Source organism: Stenotrophomonas forensis, assembly GCF_028752115.1.
Lineage (GTDB): Bacteria > Pseudomonadota > Gammaproteobacteria > Xanthomonadales > Xanthomonadaceae > Stenotrophomonas > Stenotrophomonas forensis.
Window position 1 is genome coordinate 158,530 of record NZ_CP082270.1, and the last position, 17,604, is coordinate 176,133.

Below are 17,604 nucleotides of genomic sequence, written 5' to 3' on the forward strand. Positions count from 1 at the left end.
GGCTTCAGTGATCGGGGCTCTGCACCAGCCCGAGCCGGATCAGGCTTTCGGCGGTCGCCACGATGGCGTCCTCGCGCGAACGCGGTGACCACCCCAGCATGCGCTGCGCTTTCTCGCTGGTTGCGTTCATGGTGCGGCCCAGCAGTGGGATCGAGCCACGCAGCGCCGGGTCCTTCAGTGCACCCAGGCGCATCACCCAGTTGGGAATGACACGGGTACTGACCTTGCCCGCAGAGGCGCCCATGCGCTGCTTCAGGATCTTTGCCACCTCGCCCAGCCAGAGGCTGTCCCCGGCGATGGCGATGAAGCGCTCGCCGCTGGCCGCCGGATGGGTCATCGCACGCAAATGCAGGTCTGCCACGTCCCGCACGTCCACGAATCCGCAATTGATCTTCGGCGATCCCTTCTGGCCCTGGAGCAGATTGCGCACCAGGCGGATGGAGTGCGAATAGTCGCTGCCCAGCACCGGGCCGAGCACTGCGGTCGGGTTCACCACCGAGAGCTCCAGGCCACCGCCCTCGCGCGCGATGAAGTCCCACGCAGCACGCTCGGAGAGCGTCTTCGACTTCTGGTAGAGCCAGACATCGGCGGACAGATCGCTCCAGTCGGTCTCGTTGAACGGGCGGCCGATGTCGCCGTGGCCGGCGCAGATCGCGCCGAAGGCCGAGGTCAGCACCACCCGTTGCACGCCGGCGTCGCGCGCCGCGCGCAGGACGCGCAGGTTGCCATCCACGGCCGGGCGCACCCACTGTTCTTCGCTGGTCTGTTCGCCGGTGGGTGTAGGCGATGCTCCGTGCATCACGTGGCTGCAGCCGGCAACGGCTTCGGCCCAGCCCTCGTCGCGACCGAGGTCGGCCACCACCACGCTGAGGCGATCGCCCGGCTCGGCGCCACCGACCTTCAGCTGTTGGCGCACCTCCGCTTCGCGCGACAGTGAGCGCACCGTGGTGCGGACGTCGTAGCCGGCCGCGAGCAGGGCCAGGATGCAGTGCTGGGCGATGAAGCCGGTGCCACCGGTCACCAGGACGGTCGTTTTCATGGGAACTCTCCAGATACGTGGGGGGATTGGCGGGCCATCCCGACGCGGATCCAGCGGCATGGGTGGCTATGTCTACAGCTGTATACATGCGTTGCCGGTCATTGTCTACAGCTGTATACTTAACGAATGAGCACGCCCGTCGCACCGACCACCCGCAAGCCCCGCCAACGTGATGCCGAAGCGACCCGCGAGGCGATCCTGGCGTCCGCACGCCGGGCCTTCGCCCTGTCCGGCTATGACGGTGCTGGAGTGCGTGACATCGCGGCCGGGGCCGGGGTGACGGCGATGATGGTCAACCGCTACTTCGGCTCGAAGGAGCAGCTGTTCGCGGAGGTGGTGGAAGACACCATGACCCAGGGCAGCCTGATTGCCGGCGGCATCATGGACCAGCCGGAACCGGGCAAGGCACTGGCGCGCGCACTGGTGAAGATGACCCGCGCCGATGCCACGCCCATGGACGGATTCCTGATCACCTTCCATTCCGCATCGAGCCCACTGGCAGCGGAAATCGGCCGCGACAAGATCGCCGCGCATCACTTGGAGACCGTGGCCGCCTCGCTGCAGGGCACGCAGCGGGCCGAGCGCGCCGCGCTCATCCTGGCGATGATTTCCGGCTTCCAGGTAATGCGGCAGATGATCGCGCTGCCGGCCCTTGCCGATGCCGACGAGGACGAGCTGGCCGAGTTGCTGGGTACGGTATTCGAGCGGTTGATCCAGCGGCCTGCGGCCGGGCCGTAGGATCAGTTCACCGGCTTGCCGTAACTTTCGGCGAGGATCGCCTTGTACTCGGCCAGTGACGGCAGGCCCATGGCGCTGCGCCGCGCGTCCAGGCCGGGCATGTCTTCGGTAGGGCGCAACTGCATCGCGCCGTCGTCGCCCTGCACGAACTGGCTGCCGTAGCGCTGCGGCTTGCCCTGCGCCACCAGCACGCGGTCGGTGAGCAGGGCCACGTCGGCACGGTCAGCCTCGCCTGCCTGGGCGGCGTGTTCGATCAACGGCAGCACCTGGGCCTGGAAATCAGGGTCCTGGTCGGCGTGCTGCACCAGCAGCCAGGCCGCCTTGGCGCCATCACGGCCGACCTTCGAACGGGTCGGCCATCCCTTCTCGGCGATCACGGTCTTCAGCCACTCCGCATTGGCCTTGGCTACGGGTGCGGTGCCCTTGAAGGCCTCGCCGCCGCCGTCCGCGATGGCTGCATGCTGCGCGGCCTGGTCGCGGGCTTCACGGTCGAGCAGTTCCCTGCGCAAGGGTTCGTCCATCAGTCCCGCACGTTGTTTCTGCATCGCTTCCGCGCGGGCCAGCATCCGTGGCCACTCCGGTCCGGCACGCAGGGCATTCAGGCCTGGGCGATCCTTGTGCAGCAGATCCTCGAGGGGAAGGCGGTCCTGGCCCAGCAGCGCGATGACGTAGGCCATCGCCGCGGCGTGGTCACCGGTGGCGGCGGTGCATTCGACCAGCAACAGCTCGCCACCGTCCGGGAAGCGCTCACCGTTGTGGTACATCGCGCCGAGGGCATCGGCACAGCCTTTGGCGTCGTCGTCCTGATAGCGCTGCAGTGCCTCGTAGAACGAACCGGCCCCGGCCGCATGGGTGCTGCCGGTTGCAGCCAGCAGCAGCACAAGCAATGCCGGTGCCAGCTGGGGCGTGAGGATGGATGCCAACGTGTCTTCCTCCATGAAGGCCGCTGCATGGGCAATGCCATGCCGCCGGTACCTGCAGTGTGCCAGTGTTCGTGCCCTGTGGGTGGCGGCACACTGGCGCGGAGCCAGGGAGAACCGCACTGCGTGAGTGCGGCATTGCCGTTTCGGACGGCCGCGAATGGTGCCCTGCCGAGGTCTTCGCATGGTTTCGCGAGCGCGGCCTGTTGGCCGGACCCTTCCTGCGTATCGCGTGGCAAGGGCGGGACCCATTCGAGATCACCCGCGGACAGCCGCGCGACGCCTCCGCGCCCGCTGCCCCTTCTGCGTAGTGGCGAACTGAGAACCGCTCCGTCGCTGGCAGGGGGGTTCCGCTATGATCGCCCGCACATCGCCGCGCGCGATGCGCCCGCCTCAAGCCAGCAGGAACCGTCGTGAACTCCCAGCCCGCACCGATCACCGCCCTCAACCACACGCTCGACAACGAGCCGCAGCAGATCACCGCGCCGCTGACCCACTCGGCCGCGTTCCTGGTGTTGAAGGTGAAGGATGACGCGGCCTCGATCGCGAAGGCACGCGAGGTGCTGGCCAGTACCGACGACCTGATCAAGAACACCGCCATCCGCGAGATCGAGCGCACCTTCACCTGCAACGTGGCCATCGGCCATCGCGTATGGCAGCCGCTGGTGGGCAGCACGCCGCCGCGCGAACTGAAGCCGTTCCGCGAGATCAAGGGGGCGACCCACACTGCGGTTTCCACGCCGGGCGACCTGCTGTACCACATCCGTGCACGCACGATGGACCTGATCGTGGCGTTCGAGCGCAACCTGCTGATGGCCTTCGGCGATGCGGTGGAAACCGTTGATGACGTCGCCGGTTTCCGCTATTTCGATGGCCGTGACCTGCTCGACTTCGTCGATGGCACCGCCAACCCGGAAGGGCTGTCGTTGCCTGAGGCAACCATCGTCGGTGACGAAGATCCGGACCACGCCGGTGGCAGTTACGTGGTGGTGCAGAAGTACCTGCACAACCTCGGTGCGTGGCGCGCGCAGAAGACCGAAGCCCAGGAGGCGATCATCGGCCGCACCAAGCACGACAACATCGAGCTGGACGACGCGCCCGCCGATGCGCAGAAGTCGCACAAGACGCTGTGCACGATCGAGGACGCCGACGGCGAGCACGAGATCCTGCGCGACAACATGCCGTTTGCCACGCCGGGCCGTGGCGAGTACGGCACCTACTTCATCGGCTACACGCGCCGCCTGTGGGTGATCGAGACGATGCTGGAACGCATGTTCATCGGCAATCCCGCGCCGCTGCACGACCGCATCCTGGACTTCTCCACCGCCGTCACCGGCGTGACCTTCTTCGCGCCCGCGCGCAAGATGCTGGCCGATCTGGGCGACTGATCGCCGGTTACGCGGCCGTAGAGTCGAGCTTGCTCGACTGCGCCATAACCAGGCCAAGGCAGTCGAGCAAGCTCGACTCTACCCTCCGCCATCCGCCTGTCATCTACGACGCCGACCATGGCGCGCTGGATGGGAGCGCAGGAGGCAGGCGATGGCCAGGACAGGGAACAAGGGCGGCATGCGGCGCTGGTGGCGTCCGCTGGCCGCGGTGTTCGGCGCGTTGGCACTGGGGAGTGCCAGTGTGTCCGCGCAGGACGCTCCTGCGCACTGGATGGCCTATGCCGCCGCCGTGGGCGGCCAGCTGCAGCAGCGCCTGCAGCTGGAGCAGGACCCGCAGGCCCAGCGTGTGCTGGAATGGCTGCAGGCGCATCCGGACACGCCGACACCGTTGCCGGTCAGCGTGTGGATCGCCGCCGATGGCCGCATCTCGAAACTGGAATTCGACAGCCTGGGCGACCGGCAGGTGGACGCGGATCTGCGCGCGGCGCTGCTGGCCGCACCCCTGCAGGCGCCACCGCCGGACATGCGCCAGCCGCTGCGGCTGGGCCTGGCGCTGGAACCGAAGTAGCGCCACGCCCTGCGTGGATGCGCCTACGGGTGACCCCTCAGCCACGCATGGCGTGGCTCTACTGTGGATGGCCAGCGCACAGCCTGGCCCTCCTCATCAACGTACGGGTGCACCCTGTGGCTCGCGCGCGGCCGCGCTCCACGCGCGCAGGCCGAACACGGCCAGGCCGAGGAAGAAGACGTACAGCGCCGCGGTCACGTGCAGCGACTTGAACAGGTAGGCGCCCACATAGACCACGTCCACTGCGATCCACACCCACCAGCACGCCACGTGGCGGCGCGCCTGCCACCACTGGCCGACCAGGCTCAGCGCGGTCAGCATCGCGTCCAGCCACGGCAGTGCGGCATCGGTGAAGGTGTGCATGGCCGCGCCCAGCGCCACGCCGCCGCACAGCCCGATGGCCAGGTCGCGCAGCAGCTTGCCGCGCGCCAGCGGCACGATGCGGACGCTGCCCTCGTCGGCCGCGTGCTGGCGCCAGTTGAGCCAGCCGTAGACCAGGAAGCCGCCGAAGGCGACCTGCAGCAGGGTGTCCGAGTACAGCTTGGCCTCGGCGAACACCAGCCCGTACAACGTCACCGACAGCAGACCCACCGGCCATGCCGACAGCCGGCGCCGGGCCATCAGCCAGACGCCGAGGATGCTGCACAGCGCGGCGGTCCACTCGAGCACGGCGCCGCTCACAGCGCGAACGTCACCGACAGGCGGGCCTGTCGCGGTGCGCCGGGGAACAGGTAGTAGTCACCACCGCTGCTGCCGGTATCGCGCCAGTAGAAGCGGTTGAACACGTTGTCCACCGACAGGTTCCAGGTCACCGCACGCTCGTGCAGGCGGTGCTGGAAACGCAGGCCGGCATCGAACACCGAGTAGTCCGGTGCACGCACGCCGCCATCGGCACGGGCGACTTTGGCACCGGCATAACGCCAGCCCCCGGTCACCTCCAGGCCCTGCACGAAGGGCAACGCGTAGGCCAGGTGCACGCTGGCGCGCACCTTCGGCACGTTCACCAGCTGATGGCCTTCATAGGCCGGCGTGCCGGTGTCGCGCGCGCGCGCCTGCAGCACGCTGGCGCTGGCCACGATCTGCAGTGCATCGGTCAGCTGGCCGTTGGCGGTCAGCTCCAGGCCGGTGTGGGTCTGTGTGCCCTGTTGGACGAAGGTATAGCCAGCGTCGCTGTTGTCGGGCTGGGCGTACTGGTACGGCTGCGAAATGCGGAACACCGCTGCGCCCAGGGTCAACGCCTCGACCGGCACGTACTTCACGCCCACTTCCAGCTGCCGCGACTGCACCGAGGGCAGGAAGGTATCGGCGTTGCTGGTCCAGAACGGCGCTTCCTGGCCAAGCGAAATGCCGCGCACGTAGCTGGCGTAGGCATTGAGCTGGTCGGTCGCCTTCCACACCAGCGCGGTCTGCGGCAGGAAGCGCGACAGGCGGCTGTGGCGCTGTGGGGTGCCGCGCTTGTCGTACGCGCGTTCATCCAGCCGCACGAAGCGGCCACCGGCCAGCCACTGCCAGTCGTCACCGAAGCTCATCCGGTCCAGCGCGAAGAATGCGGTCTGGCGGCTGTCCAGGCGCCGTGCGGACGGGCCGGGCATCTTCGGCGACGGCTCGAACACCGGCACCTGCGCGTCGTGGATGTTGCTGGTGCCGACGTACTCGTTGACGCTGGGGCGCTTGTCCACGGTGCGGCGGAAATAGTCGGCACCGACGGTCAGCTGGTGGCCGACCGTGCCGGTCTCGAAGCGGCCGCGCAGCTCGGCACGCGCCTGCTGGTTGCGCCGGGTGTCGTCGGGGCTGCGGTAGTCGTAGACGTCGTAGTCGCCATTGGGGGCGAAGTAGTTGCCCGGCACGCTGCCATCGGCGCATTGCGCGGCGTAATAGCAGCCGTAGGCGAAGGCGACGTTGTCATCGATCACCGAGCGGCTGTGGCCGACCGAGACGCGCGACTGCCACGCGTCGTTGAAGTCGTAGGTGTGCAGGGCGGTGATGTTGGTGCTGGCGATATCCACCGGGCGCTGCCACGGCTGGTAGCCGAGCAGGTGCTCGCGATCGACACCGCGCGGCAGGTCACGCGCGCCCAGCAGCTGGTAGCCGGACACCGAGCGCTGCGAGCTGGTCTGGTAGTTGGCATCCACTTCCAGCTTGCCGCGTTCGCCGATCAGCCAGTCGGCGGCCAGCGAGTAGAAGTTGCGGCGGCCATCGGCGTGCTCGACGTAGGAATTGCTGGAATCCCATGCGGCATTCAGGCGCAGGCCGAAACGCGGGGTGATCCAGTGGCCGACATCGACGGCGACGTAGCGCGAGCCTTCCGAATCGGTGCCGAGCGTGGCGGTGCGCACTTCGGCCGGACGCTTGCCGATGTAATTGATGATGCCGCCCGGCGCCATCACACCGGCGGCCAGGCCGGCTTCACCCTTGAGGATCTCCACCGCCTGCACGTTCTCCAGCGCCAGGCGCTGTTCGCCAGCGATGGACAGGCCGTTGAAGCGATAGCCGGTGGCGGCATCGAGCGCGAATCCGCGGATGGCGATGTTCTGGTAATAGCCCACGGGTGCATACGCATCACCCAGCGAGGCATCGTTGCTGGCCAGCTCGGACAGCGAACGCACCTGGCGGCGGTCGAGATAGTCGCGCTCGAGCACGTTCACCGAAGCCGGCGTGTCCTTCCACGAACCGCCACCGAAGGCATTCACGCGTGAGGTATCCGCCTTCGGCTTGCCGGCCTGCACGCGCACCGCCGCCAGTTCGGTGGGCGAACGTTCGGCGCCGGTGGCAGCCACATCGGGAGCAGCGTCGGCCTCGCTGGCATGCAGCGGCAGCGCGGCGCAGAGGGCGAGGGAGAGCAGGGTGGGGCGCAGGCAGCGGTTCATTCGGTTCGTCTTCGGACAACAAGGGAGACGAAGCGACGGCGCGCAGGTGCACGGCCCATGACGGGGGTGTGGCTGCGGCTCAAAGCTCCCTACGCCGGTGCAAACCGGATCAGGTTCCAAGGGACTCTCTCAGCCTGGCAGATCCAGGCACCCCCGCTTCAGGTGACCATTTCACTACAAATGGTACGGATTTGCGAGCCGGTGGCGTTCATGCCGCGGCGTGCAGGGCCTGCAGCAGTGCCTGACCGGGGGGGCTGTGGAACCATGCCGGATGCCCCAGCATGAAGGGCTGCCAGGCTACGTCGGCATTCGCGGTCGAGCCGGTGACACCTTCGAAGTACTCCACTTCGGACAGTGCGAAGTCGAAATGGACCATCGGCAGCAGGTCGGCCAGCAGGTGCACGCGCGTGGCCGACAGCGGCAGCACCTGGCGATAGCCGTCGAGCAGGGCCAGCGCGATGTCGATGCGTACCGCCTCGATACCGCGCTCCAGCTGCAGCCACGCCACCGCGTTGCGCTCGATCGCGGTGGCGAGGTCGAACAGTGCGCTGGTGGGCGAGGCCAGGCCGAAATCCAGCACGGTGCTGACCTGGCCGTCGCGCCACAGCAGGTTGGAGACGTGCCAGTCGTTGTGCGCCCATAGCCGGGGTTCGTCGCGCAGGCGCTCGGCCAGGCCGCTGTGCCACGGCAGTACGTCGCGGCGGAGCTGCGTTTCCCACGGGATGCGTGCGAGGTAGCGGGCCAGGCCGGGGCGTGTGGCCAGGTCAGACTTGATTGCTGCAATCGGATCGTCGGCACGGATCAGATCGTCGCGCGCGACCAGCACATGGGTGCTGCGCTGCGGCGCGTGGTAGCTGTCCGAAGCCTGGTGCAGTCGCGCCAGCATGCGGCCGGCTTCGCGGGCCTGCGCGACATCGGTCAGCAGCGACCACGACACTGCATCGCGGTACAGATCGTCGCCTACGCCAACGGCGTGCAGTTCAAAGGTCCACTCGCCCTGTTCGACGGCGGTATGGCCATCGGCGGCCGCCAGCACCTGGACCACGGGCAGGCCTGCCGCCGCGAGATGCGCGATGAAGCGGTGCTCTTCTTCCAGGCAGGCCGCGCTGCGCACGCTGTGGTGATGGCGCTTGATGAACACCGCACCCTGCGCGCCGTCGACAATGGCGGCGGCCGACAGTGGCCGCGGGCTGTGCCAGCGCGCCTGGCTTTGCCCGTCAAGCTGCGGGTAGTGCTCGCGCAGCCAGCCGATGTCCCGCGTGCTGATCGGTGGCCAGTCGGCGGCGACCTCGTCGTTGTTGAGGCCCTGCACGCGGTGGGAGGAAGAAGTCATGCCGCAGCCCGAAAGGGGAAAGTCACATCCAAGGCTGCGCATTCAACGCCATGCCCGCGGCCAACGCAAACGGGCGGGTCATCGACCCGCCCGTCCCTGCGCCCGCTCGCGGTGAGCCGTGCCGCCGCTTACCAGCCGCGATGACGGCCGCGGTCGTTGTAGTAGCGGTTGTCGTAATAGCGATCGCGCTGCCATCGGCGGTCGTCACCGCGGTCGTAGTAGCCGCTGCGGTAGTAGCCACGATCGTAGCGGCGGTCGTAGCGGTTGTCGTAGTAGCGGTTGTCGTAATAGCGACGGTCGCGGCGGTCGGAGGTGGTCAGGTTGCCGATCGCGCCGCCGGCCACGGCACCGCCGACGGTCGCGGCGGGGTCGCCGTTGGAGAGCAGGTTGCCGGCCACGCCACCGACCACGGCGCCAACCAGGGTGCGCTTGTCCTTCCTCGACATCGCGCTGGCATCGCTGACCACGGCGACACCGGCCACCAGTGCCAGAGCCATCGCCAGACCACGGAAGCTGAGTGTGGAAGTACTGAGCATGTTCGTTCTCCTGTGAGGTGCATGCCACGCTGGGCAGGGAGGGCGCGGGGCGCCCCGGCTGCCGTGATGTCCACGCTGGCGTTCCAACATTGCCGGAACATTGCCTGGCCCACCGTGCGGCTTGCGCATTCATCTAGCGGCAGGCGGCATGAAGCAAGGCTGAAAGCGGGCCTGGCCGCTCAGCTGGCAGATAGGGAACGGGCGGTGCGCCCCGGCCGTCCCGGGGGCCCCTGTGTTGTGCGGGCTGCGTCTCAGATCTTGCCGTCGCGCAGGTAATCGAACAGTTCGGCGTCGCCCTTCAGGCCCAGCTTGAGCATGGCGTCACCCTTCTGGCGGCTGATGGTGCTGACACTTTTGTGCAGTTGCAGCGAGATTTCCTTCACGGTCATGCCGGTGCCGAGCAGCCGCAGTACCTCCACCTCACGGGGCGACAGCGGCTTGCCGTCGCCCTCGCGCATGCGCCAGCCGCCCGCGGCCTCGACCCGCTCGCGCAGGCTGCGGCTGATGTAGGCCTGGCCGCGGTAGACCGCCTGGATGGCCTGCGGCAGTTCGTCCATCGACGAGCTCTTGTCGACCAGGCCCAGCACGCCGCTGTCGAGCACCATGCGCAGGATCGCCAGGTTGTTGGAGACGCTGAGCATCAGCACCGGCAGCTCGGGATGACGGCGGCGGATCATGCCGATCATGGCGAAGCCATCGGCCTGGGGGCTGCCGGGCATGGAGTAGTCGGTGACCAGCAGGTCGCAGGGTTGGTCGCCCAGCAGGGCCATCAGCGCCTGTGCACTGTCGGCTTCGCCGACCACGCGGCCCACCCCGCTCGATTCGATGACGGCGCGGGTGCCGATACGGACCACCGGGTGGTCGTCTGCGATGATGATGCGCAAGCTCATGCTCTAGTATGACCACCGGGCAGGCCGGGCCGCGACCATCGCGATCCCTGGCAGCATTCTAGGAGATCGACGCCGATGCGTAGCTGGGCTGTTCGCGGGCTGGTCCTGCTGCTGGCCGTACTGGTGCTGCCAGCGGCCTTGGCACAGGGCGTTCCAGGGCTGCTGCCGCTCAGCTCCCTGCAGCGTGAGTACCTCGCCGCCCATCCGAGCATCGTCGTGGGCCAGTATGACAGCGGCTGGCCGCCGTTCGAGTCCCTCCATGATGGCCAGCAGGTTGGCCTGGGACCGGATTATCTGTCGCTTCTTGCCCGCCAGCTAGGCGTCAGGGTGGAGGCCCGTCGCTATCCAGATTGGACATCCGTGTTGGATGCGGCGTGCCGTGGCGAGATCGATGTGGTGATGAATGTCGGTCTCAGTGCCGACCGCACCCGTTGCATGGTGTACACGGCCGCCTATGGCGAAGCACCGTTGGCCCTGGTGGGCCGACCGGGCGACCTGCGTGGCTCCGACAACCCCGATCTGGATGGATTGCGGGTGGTGATCGAGCAGGATTTCCTGACCGGTCCGCAGGTGCGGGCACGCTTCCCGCGCGCACGGCAGCTTGTCGCACACAGCTCGCTGGCGGCGCTCGAGATGGTCAGAGACGACAAAGCTGATGTCTATATCGGCAATGCTTATGTCGCCACTGAACTGATCGCCGTCCACCATCTGCAGGGTGTGGTGCTGCTGCGCCCCAGCGATCTGCCCCCCGAACGGCTGCACTTCGGCATCCCCAGCAGCAAGCAGCCGCTGGCCGAAGCGCTGGACCTGGCCCTGGCCTCAACCAGCCAGGCCCAGCGCGATGCCCTGGCGAGGCGCTGGCTGCCGCCACCGCAATGGTCGGCGTCGGCGCAGATGGCGCTGAGCCAGGCCGAAAAGCGGGTGCTGGAGCAGCCACTGAAGATCGGCTTCGCACCGAATGCGGCGCCGTTGTCGTTCACCGGCGGGGATGGTGCGCCCAGTGGCCTGGCCAGCGAGTACCTGCATCGGCTGGTGCAGGCCGGTGCACACCTGCAGCCGGAGAGCAGCCACGACTGGTACGAGGTGCGCGAGAAGGCGCGCCGTGGCGAGCTGCAGGCGGTGATGGGCATCCCGGCCGATTCGCGCTACCTCGGGCCGGACTGGGTGTTCAGCCAGCCCTTCATCAGCGTGCCAAACGTGATCGTCAGCCGCGTCGACAGCCCTGCCCTGCTGGGCCTGTCGGACCTGCAGGGAAAGCGCGTTCTGCTGTCCGATCCGGAGCGCGTGCGTGGCTACGTGCTGCAGCAGGCACCGCAGGCCCGGATCATGGCGGCACGTAGTGCCGAACAGGCGATGCAGCGGGTTCTTGATGGCGAAGCCGATGCCTATGTGGGCAACCTGGCGCTGGTCAATCAGCTGCTGCGCAGCCGCTTCCAGGGGCGCTTGCAGGTTGCTGCCCCGGCGGGTTTCAACGATCAGCTGGTGATGGCGGTGGAGCGCCGCCATGCCGCGCTGGCCACGACCTTCGACCGCCTGCTGCTGCAGATGGCACCGCGCGAGCACGAGGCATTGCGCGGCAACTGGCTGTCGGTCGAGCACCGCAATGGGGTCGACTGGAAGCGGGTGCTGCGCTGGGCACTGCCGCTGCTGCTGGTGCTGCTGACCGCAGTGCTGGTGCATGGCATCGGCTACTGGCGGCTGCGCCGCGAAGTGGCCGGGCGGCGTCACCTGGAACAGCGCCTGGCCGAAGTCACCGACAACCTCCCGGCGGTGGTCTACCAGGCACGCCGCGATGCCGATGGCACGCTCAGTTTCCCGTTCATCGCCGGCGATCTGCAGGCCCTGTTCGGAATCAGCCGGCAGCAGGCCGAGCAGGATGCGAAGATCCTGCTGGAGCGCATCGAGGAGGACGATCGCGCGCGCATCCTGCAGGCGGTCGAGCAGGCCGCGCGCCAGTTCGCGCCATTGATCCTGGAATTCCGCCTGCGCGCCGAGGGCACCGACGCGCGCTGGGTGCGCAGCCAGGCCCATCCCTATGCGGCCGAAGCCGGCGCCGTGACGTGGAGTGGCTACTGGGTGGATGTGAGCGAGGCGCGCGCACAGGCCGATGCCCTGGTGGCGGCGAAGGCCGACGCCGAGCAGGCGGCGGAGGCCAAGTCGCGTTTCCTGGCCACCATGAGCCACGAGATCCGCACGCCGATGAGTGGCGTGCTCGGCATGCTGGAAGTGCTGGCGCATTCACCGCTGGACGCCGAGCAGCAACGCATTCTGGGAGTGATCGAGGATTCGGCGCAGATGCTGCGGCAGATTCTCGACGACATCCTCGATTACTCCCGGCTTGAAGCCGGTGCGCTGCGCCTGGAGCCGGTGCCGCAGCCCCTGCGGCCGTTGCTGGAAAGCGTTTGCCGCCTGCTCTCGGCCCAGGCCAGTGCACGCGGGCTGGCGCTGCACGTGCAGATTGATCCACAGCTGGCGCCCGCGCACGAAGTCGATGGCGTACGCCTGCGCCAGATCGTGTTCAACCTGCTCAGCAACGCCATCAAGTTCACCGCCCAGGGCGAGGTCCGCCTGCAGCTGGAGGTGCTGGGGCCGACCCGCGAGGACGGCGCCCAGCCGCTGTGCCTGAGCGTCACCGACACCGGCATGGGCATCGCACCGGAGCAGCTGCAGCACCTGTTCGCACCCTTCACCCAGGCCGGTGCCTACATCCAGCGCGACCACGGTGGCACCGGCCTGGGCCTGAGCATCAGCCAGCGGCTGGCGCAGATGATGGAGGGCGAGCTGACCCTGCACAGCACGCTGGGCGAGGGCACCCGTGCCGAAGTACGGTTGTCGCTGGTGGAAGCGGGCAGTGGCGATGTCGAGGCCCTGGTGGCCGAGCAGGAGCAGGCCGCATTGTTGCCGGCCGCGCTGCGCCAGGCGCGCGTGCTGGTGATCGAGGATCATCCGACCAACCAGGCGATGATGGCCTGGCGGTTGCAGCAGCTGGGCGTGCCGCACGTGATGGTCGGCGATGGCCAGCAGGGGCTGGATCGGCTGGCCGCGGAGAGTTTCGACCTGGTGATCACCGATTGCCGCATGCCGGTACTGGACGGGTTCGGCTTCACCCGCCTGCTGCGCGAGCGCGAAGGCCGTACCGGCCAGCCACGGCTGACCGTGTTGGCGTTGACCGCCAGCGTGCTGGACGACGATGCGCGCCGCTGCCGCGAGGCCGGCATGGATGAGGTGCTGGCCAAGCCGCTGTCACTGGCCACGTTGCGTGCGGCGCTGCTGCGCTGGCTGCCGCAGGCACAGGGCCAGACGTTCGCCGAGCCGGAAACGGAGGCGGTGGCCGACGACGGCATGGCGCTGCCCGATCTGGCAGCCCTGCAGCAGCGGTTCGGCTCACGGGCGGTGGCCGAGCAGCTGCGCGACAGCCTGCTGCAGGCCAGCGAGGAGGATCTGGCGGCCGTGCAGCGCGCGCTGCAGGCCGGTGACCGTGCGGCCGCGGCGCTGCACCTGCATCGCCAGGCCGGCGGCCTCGGGGCGGTGGGGGCGGGCGTGCTGGCAGGCCAGGCCAATGCGCTGGTCGAGCGCCTGCAGGACGCAACCGAAACCGATCCGGCGCCGCTGTTCGCTGCGGTCGCGGCGTTCGTGGCCCGGCTGCAGCAACAGCTTCAGCGGCTGGCTCACTGAGCCGACTGCTGCTGCAGGTAGGCAATCACCAACGCGCGGCGTTCGGCGCTGGGGAAGGCGTTGTACATGCGCGTGCCCGGCACCAGGTGGGTGGGCGACTGCAGGAATGCATCCAGGGTCTGCGCGGTCCAGGTGATGTCGGCGCGGCGCATGCCGTCGGAATAGCCGTAGTCGGGCAGGCTGCCTGCACGGCGACCGATCACGCCATGCAGGTTCGGCCCGAAGCGATGGATCCCGCCAGGCTGAACGGTATGGCAACCGGCGCACAGCTCGAACGCGCGCTGCATGGCCTGCTGGTGGGCCTGTTCGGGCGTGGCCGGTGCGGCGCCCGGGCGCTGGCAGGCCGTGGCCGCCAGTGCCATGGCAACGATGGTGAGCAGGTTGAAGGCGCGCATGGGCGGGCAGGATAGCGGTGCGCGGAAACGACCGGGCTGCGACACGCGGTCGCAGCCCGTGGCGGTCACATGCCCGAGTAGTTCGGGCCGCCGCCGCCCTGCGGGGTCACCCAGACGATGTTCTGGGTCGGGTCCTTGATGTCGCAGGTCTTGCAGTGCACGCAGTTCTGCGCGTTGATCTGCAGCCGCGCGTTGTCGGCCTCGCCGACGAACTCGTACACGCCGGCCGGGCAGTAGCGTGCTTCCGGGCCGGCGTACTCGGCCAGGTTCACCTTCACCGGAATGCTGGCGTCCTTCAGCGTCAGGTGGCTGGGCTGGTTCTCGTCGTGGTTGGTGCTGCTCAGGAACACCGAGCTGAGGCGGTCGAAGGTCAGCACGCCATCCGGCTTCGGGTAGGCGATGCGGGTGTGCTTGGCCGCCGGCTCCAGGCAGGCGTGGTCCGGGGTGCTGTGGCGCAGGGTCCACGGCGGGTTGCGCACGCCCAGCTTGGGCAGCAGCCACTGCTCGATGCCGGTCATCAGCGTGGCCACGGTCTGGCCCTTCTTGAACCACTGCTTGAAGTTCTTGGCCTGCTGCAGTTCGGTGAACAGCCAGCTGGCTTCGAACGCCTTCGGGTAGGCGTCAAGTTCATCGTGCTGGCGGTCGGCAGCCAGGGCGTCGAAGGCCGCATCGGCGCACAACATGCCGGTCTTGATCGCGGCGTGGCTGCCCTTGATGCGGCTGACGTTGAGGTAGCCGGCCTCGCAGCCGACCAGTGCGCCACCGGGGAACACCGTCTTCGGCAGCGACATCAGGCCACCGGCGGTGATGGCGCGCGCGCCGTAGCCGATGCGGGTGCCACCTTCCAGGTGCTTGCGGATGGACGGGTGGGTCTTGAAGCGCTGGAATTCCTCGAACGGGCTCAGCCACGGGTTCTTGTAGTCCAGGCCGACCACGTAGCCGATGGCAACCTTGCCGCCGTCAGCGTGGTACAGGAACGCGCCGCCATAGGTGTCGTTGTCCAGCGGCCAGCCGGCGGCGTGCACCACCAGGCCCGGCTCATGCTTGGCCGGGTCGATCTGCCACAGCTCCTTGATGCCGATGCCGTAGGCCTGCGGGTCCTTGCCTTCGTCCAGCTTGTAACGGGCGATCAGCTGGCGGCCGAGGTGGCCGCGCGCGCCTTCGGCGAAGATCGTGTACTTGGCCTGCAACGCCATGCCACGCTCGAAGGCCGGGCCGATGCTGCCGTCCTTCTCGATACCCATGTCGCCGGTGGCTACGCCGATCACTTCACCGTTGTCGCCATACAGCACCTCGGCGGCGGCGAAGCCGGGAAAGATCGCCACTTCCAGCGCCTCGGCCTGCTGCGCCAGCCAACGGGTCACTTCGCCCAGGCTGATGATGTAGTTGCCTTCGTTGTGGAAGCACTCCGGCAGAAGCGCGTTGGGCGTGCTGCGTGCGCCGGTTTCGCTGAGGAACAGGAATTCGTCGCGGGTGACCTTCTGCTTCAGCGGCGCGCCGCGCTCGGCCCAGTCCGGGAACAGCTCGGTCAGTGCACGCGGGTCCATCACCGCGCCGGACAGCACATGCGCGCCCGGCTCGGAGCCCTTCTCCAGCACGCAGACCGACAGTTCGCGACCGGCTTCGATCGCGCGTTGGCGCAGGCGGATCGCGGTGGCCAGGCCGGCGGGGCCGGCGCCGACGATCACCACGTCGAACTCCATTACTTCACGCGGGGGCAGGGCGTTGGCTTCAGCGCTCATCGATTGCATGACTCGTGGGTAGGGCCGGCATCGGGGCCACCGGCGGTGCCTGGAAATCGCGCGTGCAGCCACGAGCGAAACGGTTGTTTGAATGTGTCAGGGTACCGGGCCGCGCGTGATCGAGCTAGATCGCCGATGTTCACATCCCGATTGCTGCATTGCAGCGTAGTGCCGCCGCTCTGGTGGGTGCCGACCTGGGTCGGCACGCTCTGCCCGGATGACCGACAATGGCCCGGTCCTGACTGCGCGTGAGTGCCATGGCTTTGCATCCGTACGATCTGTTCGATGTCCGTTCCCTGCTCAACGAGGAAGAGCGCGCGGTGCAGGAGAGCGTCGCCCGCTTCACCAACGAGCGGGTGCTGCCGATCATCGGCGATGCCTTTGACCAGGCCCGTTTTCCATCTGAACTGGTGCCGGAGATCGCATCGCTGGGCCTGCTCGGCGCCACCCTGCCGGCCGAATACGGCGGCGGTGGCCTCGGTGCGGTCAGCTACGGCCTGATCTGCCAGGAGCTGGAGCGTGGCGACTCGGGCCTGCGCAGCTTCGTTTCGGTGCAGAGCTCGCTGTGCATGTATCCCATCTACGCCTATGGCAGCGAGGAACAGCGCCAGCAGTGGCTGCCGGCGATGGCGCGCGGCGAACTGATCGGCTGCTTCGGCCTGACCGAGGCGCACGGCGGTTCCGATCCGGCCAGCATGAAGACCCGTGCGGTGCGCGACGGCAGTGACTGGCGGATCAGCGGCAGCAAGATGTGGATCACCAGCGGGCCGGTGGCCGACCTGGCGATCGTCTGGGCGCAGACCGAGGACGGCATCCAGGGCTTCGTGCTGGAGAAGGGCATGGCCGGCTTCACCACCCAGGAAATCAAGCACAAGATGAGCCTGCGCGCGTCGCTGACCGGTGCGCTGTTCTTCGACGACGTGCGCGTGCCCGACAGCCATCGCCTGCCGAACGTGAAGGGCCTGAAGGGGCCGCTGGGCTGCCTGACCCAGGCCCGCTTCGGCATCAGCTGGGGGCCGATCGGGGCGGCCATCGCCTGCCTGGATGAAGCACTGGGCTATGCCAAGGAGCGCGTGCTGTTCGGGCGCCCGTTGGCGGCCACGCAGAGCGCACAGATCAAGCTGGCCGAGATGGCCCGCCGCATCACCACCGCGCAGCTGCTGGCATTGCAGCTGGGGCGGTTGAAGGAAGCGGGCCAGCTGCAGCCGCAGCAGGTCAGCCTGGCCAAGTGGAACAACTGCCGCATGGCGATCGACATCGCCCGCGAGTGTCGCGATCTGCTGGGTGGGGCCGGCATCACCACCGAGCACGTGGCGATCCGCCACGCACTGAACCTGGAATCGGTGATCACCTATGAAGGCACCGAGACCGTGCACCAGCTGGTGATCGGCCGCGAACTGACCGGCATCAACGCGTTCTGAAATCGGGTTGTGGTGGGTGCCAACCTTGGTTGGCACATTCCTTCAGCACCCGGCCAGGCATTTGTGCGGACCAAGGTCCGCACCCACCAAGT

The 17,604-nt window shown here is 68.1% G+C and carries 14 protein-coding genes and 1 riboswitch; of the genes, 5 read left to right on the forward strand and 9 right to left on the reverse strand.

Features of this window, described 5'->3' with window-relative positions; genetic code table 11:
• Positions 1-4: 4 nt before the first annotated feature.
• Positions 5-1,039 carry an SDR family oxidoreductase gene (locus K5L94_RS00745; RefSeq protein WP_053448470.1) on the reverse strand — a complete coding sequence of 345 codons (1,035 nt, stop codon included), beginning with the start codon at positions 1,037-1,039 and terminating at the stop codon, positions 5-7.
• Between the two features lie 126 nt (positions 1,040-1,165).
• Between K5L94_RS00745 and K5L94_RS00750 the strand changes: the two genes are divergently transcribed.
• Positions 1,166-1,777, forward strand: a complete 612-nt coding sequence (locus tag K5L94_RS00750) for a TetR/AcrR family transcriptional regulator (protein WP_053448471.1) — start codon at positions 1,166-1,168, stop codon at positions 1,775-1,777.
• Between the two features lie 2 nt (positions 1,778-1,779).
• Here the strand turns inward: K5L94_RS00750 and K5L94_RS00755 are convergent, their stop codons facing one another.
• Entirely contained in the window at positions 1,780-2,700 is a 921-nt protein-coding gene (locus K5L94_RS00755) for a DUF6624 domain-containing protein (RefSeq protein WP_238581839.1), read from the reverse strand.
• A 410-nt stretch (positions 2,701-3,110) separates the two neighbouring features.
• Between K5L94_RS00755 and K5L94_RS00760 the strand changes: the two genes are divergently transcribed.
• Positions 3,111-4,085 carry a Dyp-type peroxidase gene (locus K5L94_RS00760; protein ID WP_053448473.1) on the forward strand — a complete coding sequence of 325 codons (975 nt, stop codon included), beginning with the start codon at positions 3,111-3,113 and terminating at the stop codon, positions 4,083-4,085.
• 151 nt (positions 4,086-4,236) lie between these two features.
• On the forward strand, positions 4,237-4,653 hold the full coding sequence (locus tag K5L94_RS00765) for a hypothetical protein (RefSeq protein WP_053448474.1): 417 nt from the start codon (positions 4,237-4,239) through the stop codon (positions 4,651-4,653).
• 96 nt (positions 4,654-4,749) lie between these two features.
• On the opposite strand, the gene pnuC is transcribed toward K5L94_RS00765, so the two are convergent.
• From pnuC to K5L94_RS00790, 5 genes are all read right to left on the reverse strand, one after another.
• Complete coding sequence (pnuC, locus tag K5L94_RS00770) at positions 4,750-5,322, reverse strand: nicotinamide riboside transporter PnuC (protein WP_053451221.1); 573 nt, start codon at positions 5,320-5,322, stop codon at positions 4,750-4,752.
• A gap of 8 nt (positions 5,323-5,330) precedes the next feature.
• The gene (locus tag K5L94_RS00775) at positions 5,331-7,520 is read right to left on the reverse strand and encodes a TonB-dependent receptor (protein WP_274511643.1); all 2,190 of its coding nucleotides are present in this window, start codon (positions 7,518-7,520) and stop codon (positions 5,331-5,333) included.
• Positions 7,521-7,589: 69 nt separating this feature from the next.
• Positions 7,590-7,685, reverse strand: a riboswitch (TPP riboswitch).
• Between the two features lie 43 nt (positions 7,686-7,728).
• Complete coding sequence (locus K5L94_RS00780; RefSeq protein ID WP_053448476.1) at positions 7,729-8,853, reverse strand: phosphotransferase enzyme family protein; 1,125 nt, start codon at positions 8,851-8,853, stop codon at positions 7,729-7,731.
• Between the two features lie 128 nt (positions 8,854-8,981).
• Complete coding sequence (locus K5L94_RS00785; protein WP_040006712.1) at positions 8,982-9,389, reverse strand: glycine zipper 2TM domain-containing protein; 408 nt, start codon at positions 9,387-9,389, stop codon at positions 8,982-8,984.
• Between the two features lie 251 nt (positions 9,390-9,640).
• A complete protein-coding gene (locus K5L94_RS00790) occupies positions 9,641-10,279 on the reverse strand; it encodes a response regulator (protein ID WP_053511118.1) in 639 nt (212 codons plus the stop codon).
• A 75-nt stretch (positions 10,280-10,354) separates the two neighbouring features.
• On the opposite strand from K5L94_RS00790, the gene K5L94_RS00795 reads away from it, so the two are divergent.
• Positions 10,355-13,954: an ATP-binding protein gene (locus K5L94_RS00795; protein ID WP_053448478.1), complete on the forward strand. Its 3,600-nt coding sequence runs from the start codon at positions 10,355-10,357 to the stop codon at positions 13,952-13,954.
• On the opposite strand, the gene K5L94_RS00800 is transcribed toward K5L94_RS00795, so the two are convergent.
• On the reverse strand, positions 13,948-14,349 hold the full coding sequence (locus tag K5L94_RS00800) for a c-type cytochrome (RefSeq protein ID WP_053448479.1): 402 nt from the start codon (positions 14,347-14,349) through the stop codon (positions 13,948-13,950). The genes K5L94_RS00795 and K5L94_RS00800 overlap by 7 nt on opposite strands.
• 65 nt (positions 14,350-14,414) lie before the next feature.
• Positions 14,415-16,091, reverse strand: a complete 1,677-nt coding sequence (locus tag K5L94_RS00805) for an electron transfer flavoprotein-ubiquinone oxidoreductase (RefSeq protein WP_197586566.1) — start codon at positions 16,089-16,091, stop codon at positions 14,415-14,417.
• Between the two features lie 257 nt (positions 16,092-16,348).
• Between K5L94_RS00805 and K5L94_RS00810 the strand changes: the two genes are divergently transcribed.
• The gene (locus tag K5L94_RS00810) at positions 16,349-17,512 is read left to right on the forward strand and encodes an acyl-CoA dehydrogenase family protein (protein WP_053448481.1); all 1,164 of its coding nucleotides are present in this window, start codon (positions 16,349-16,351) and stop codon (positions 17,510-17,512) included.
• Positions 17,513-17,604: the final 92 nt, after the last annotated feature.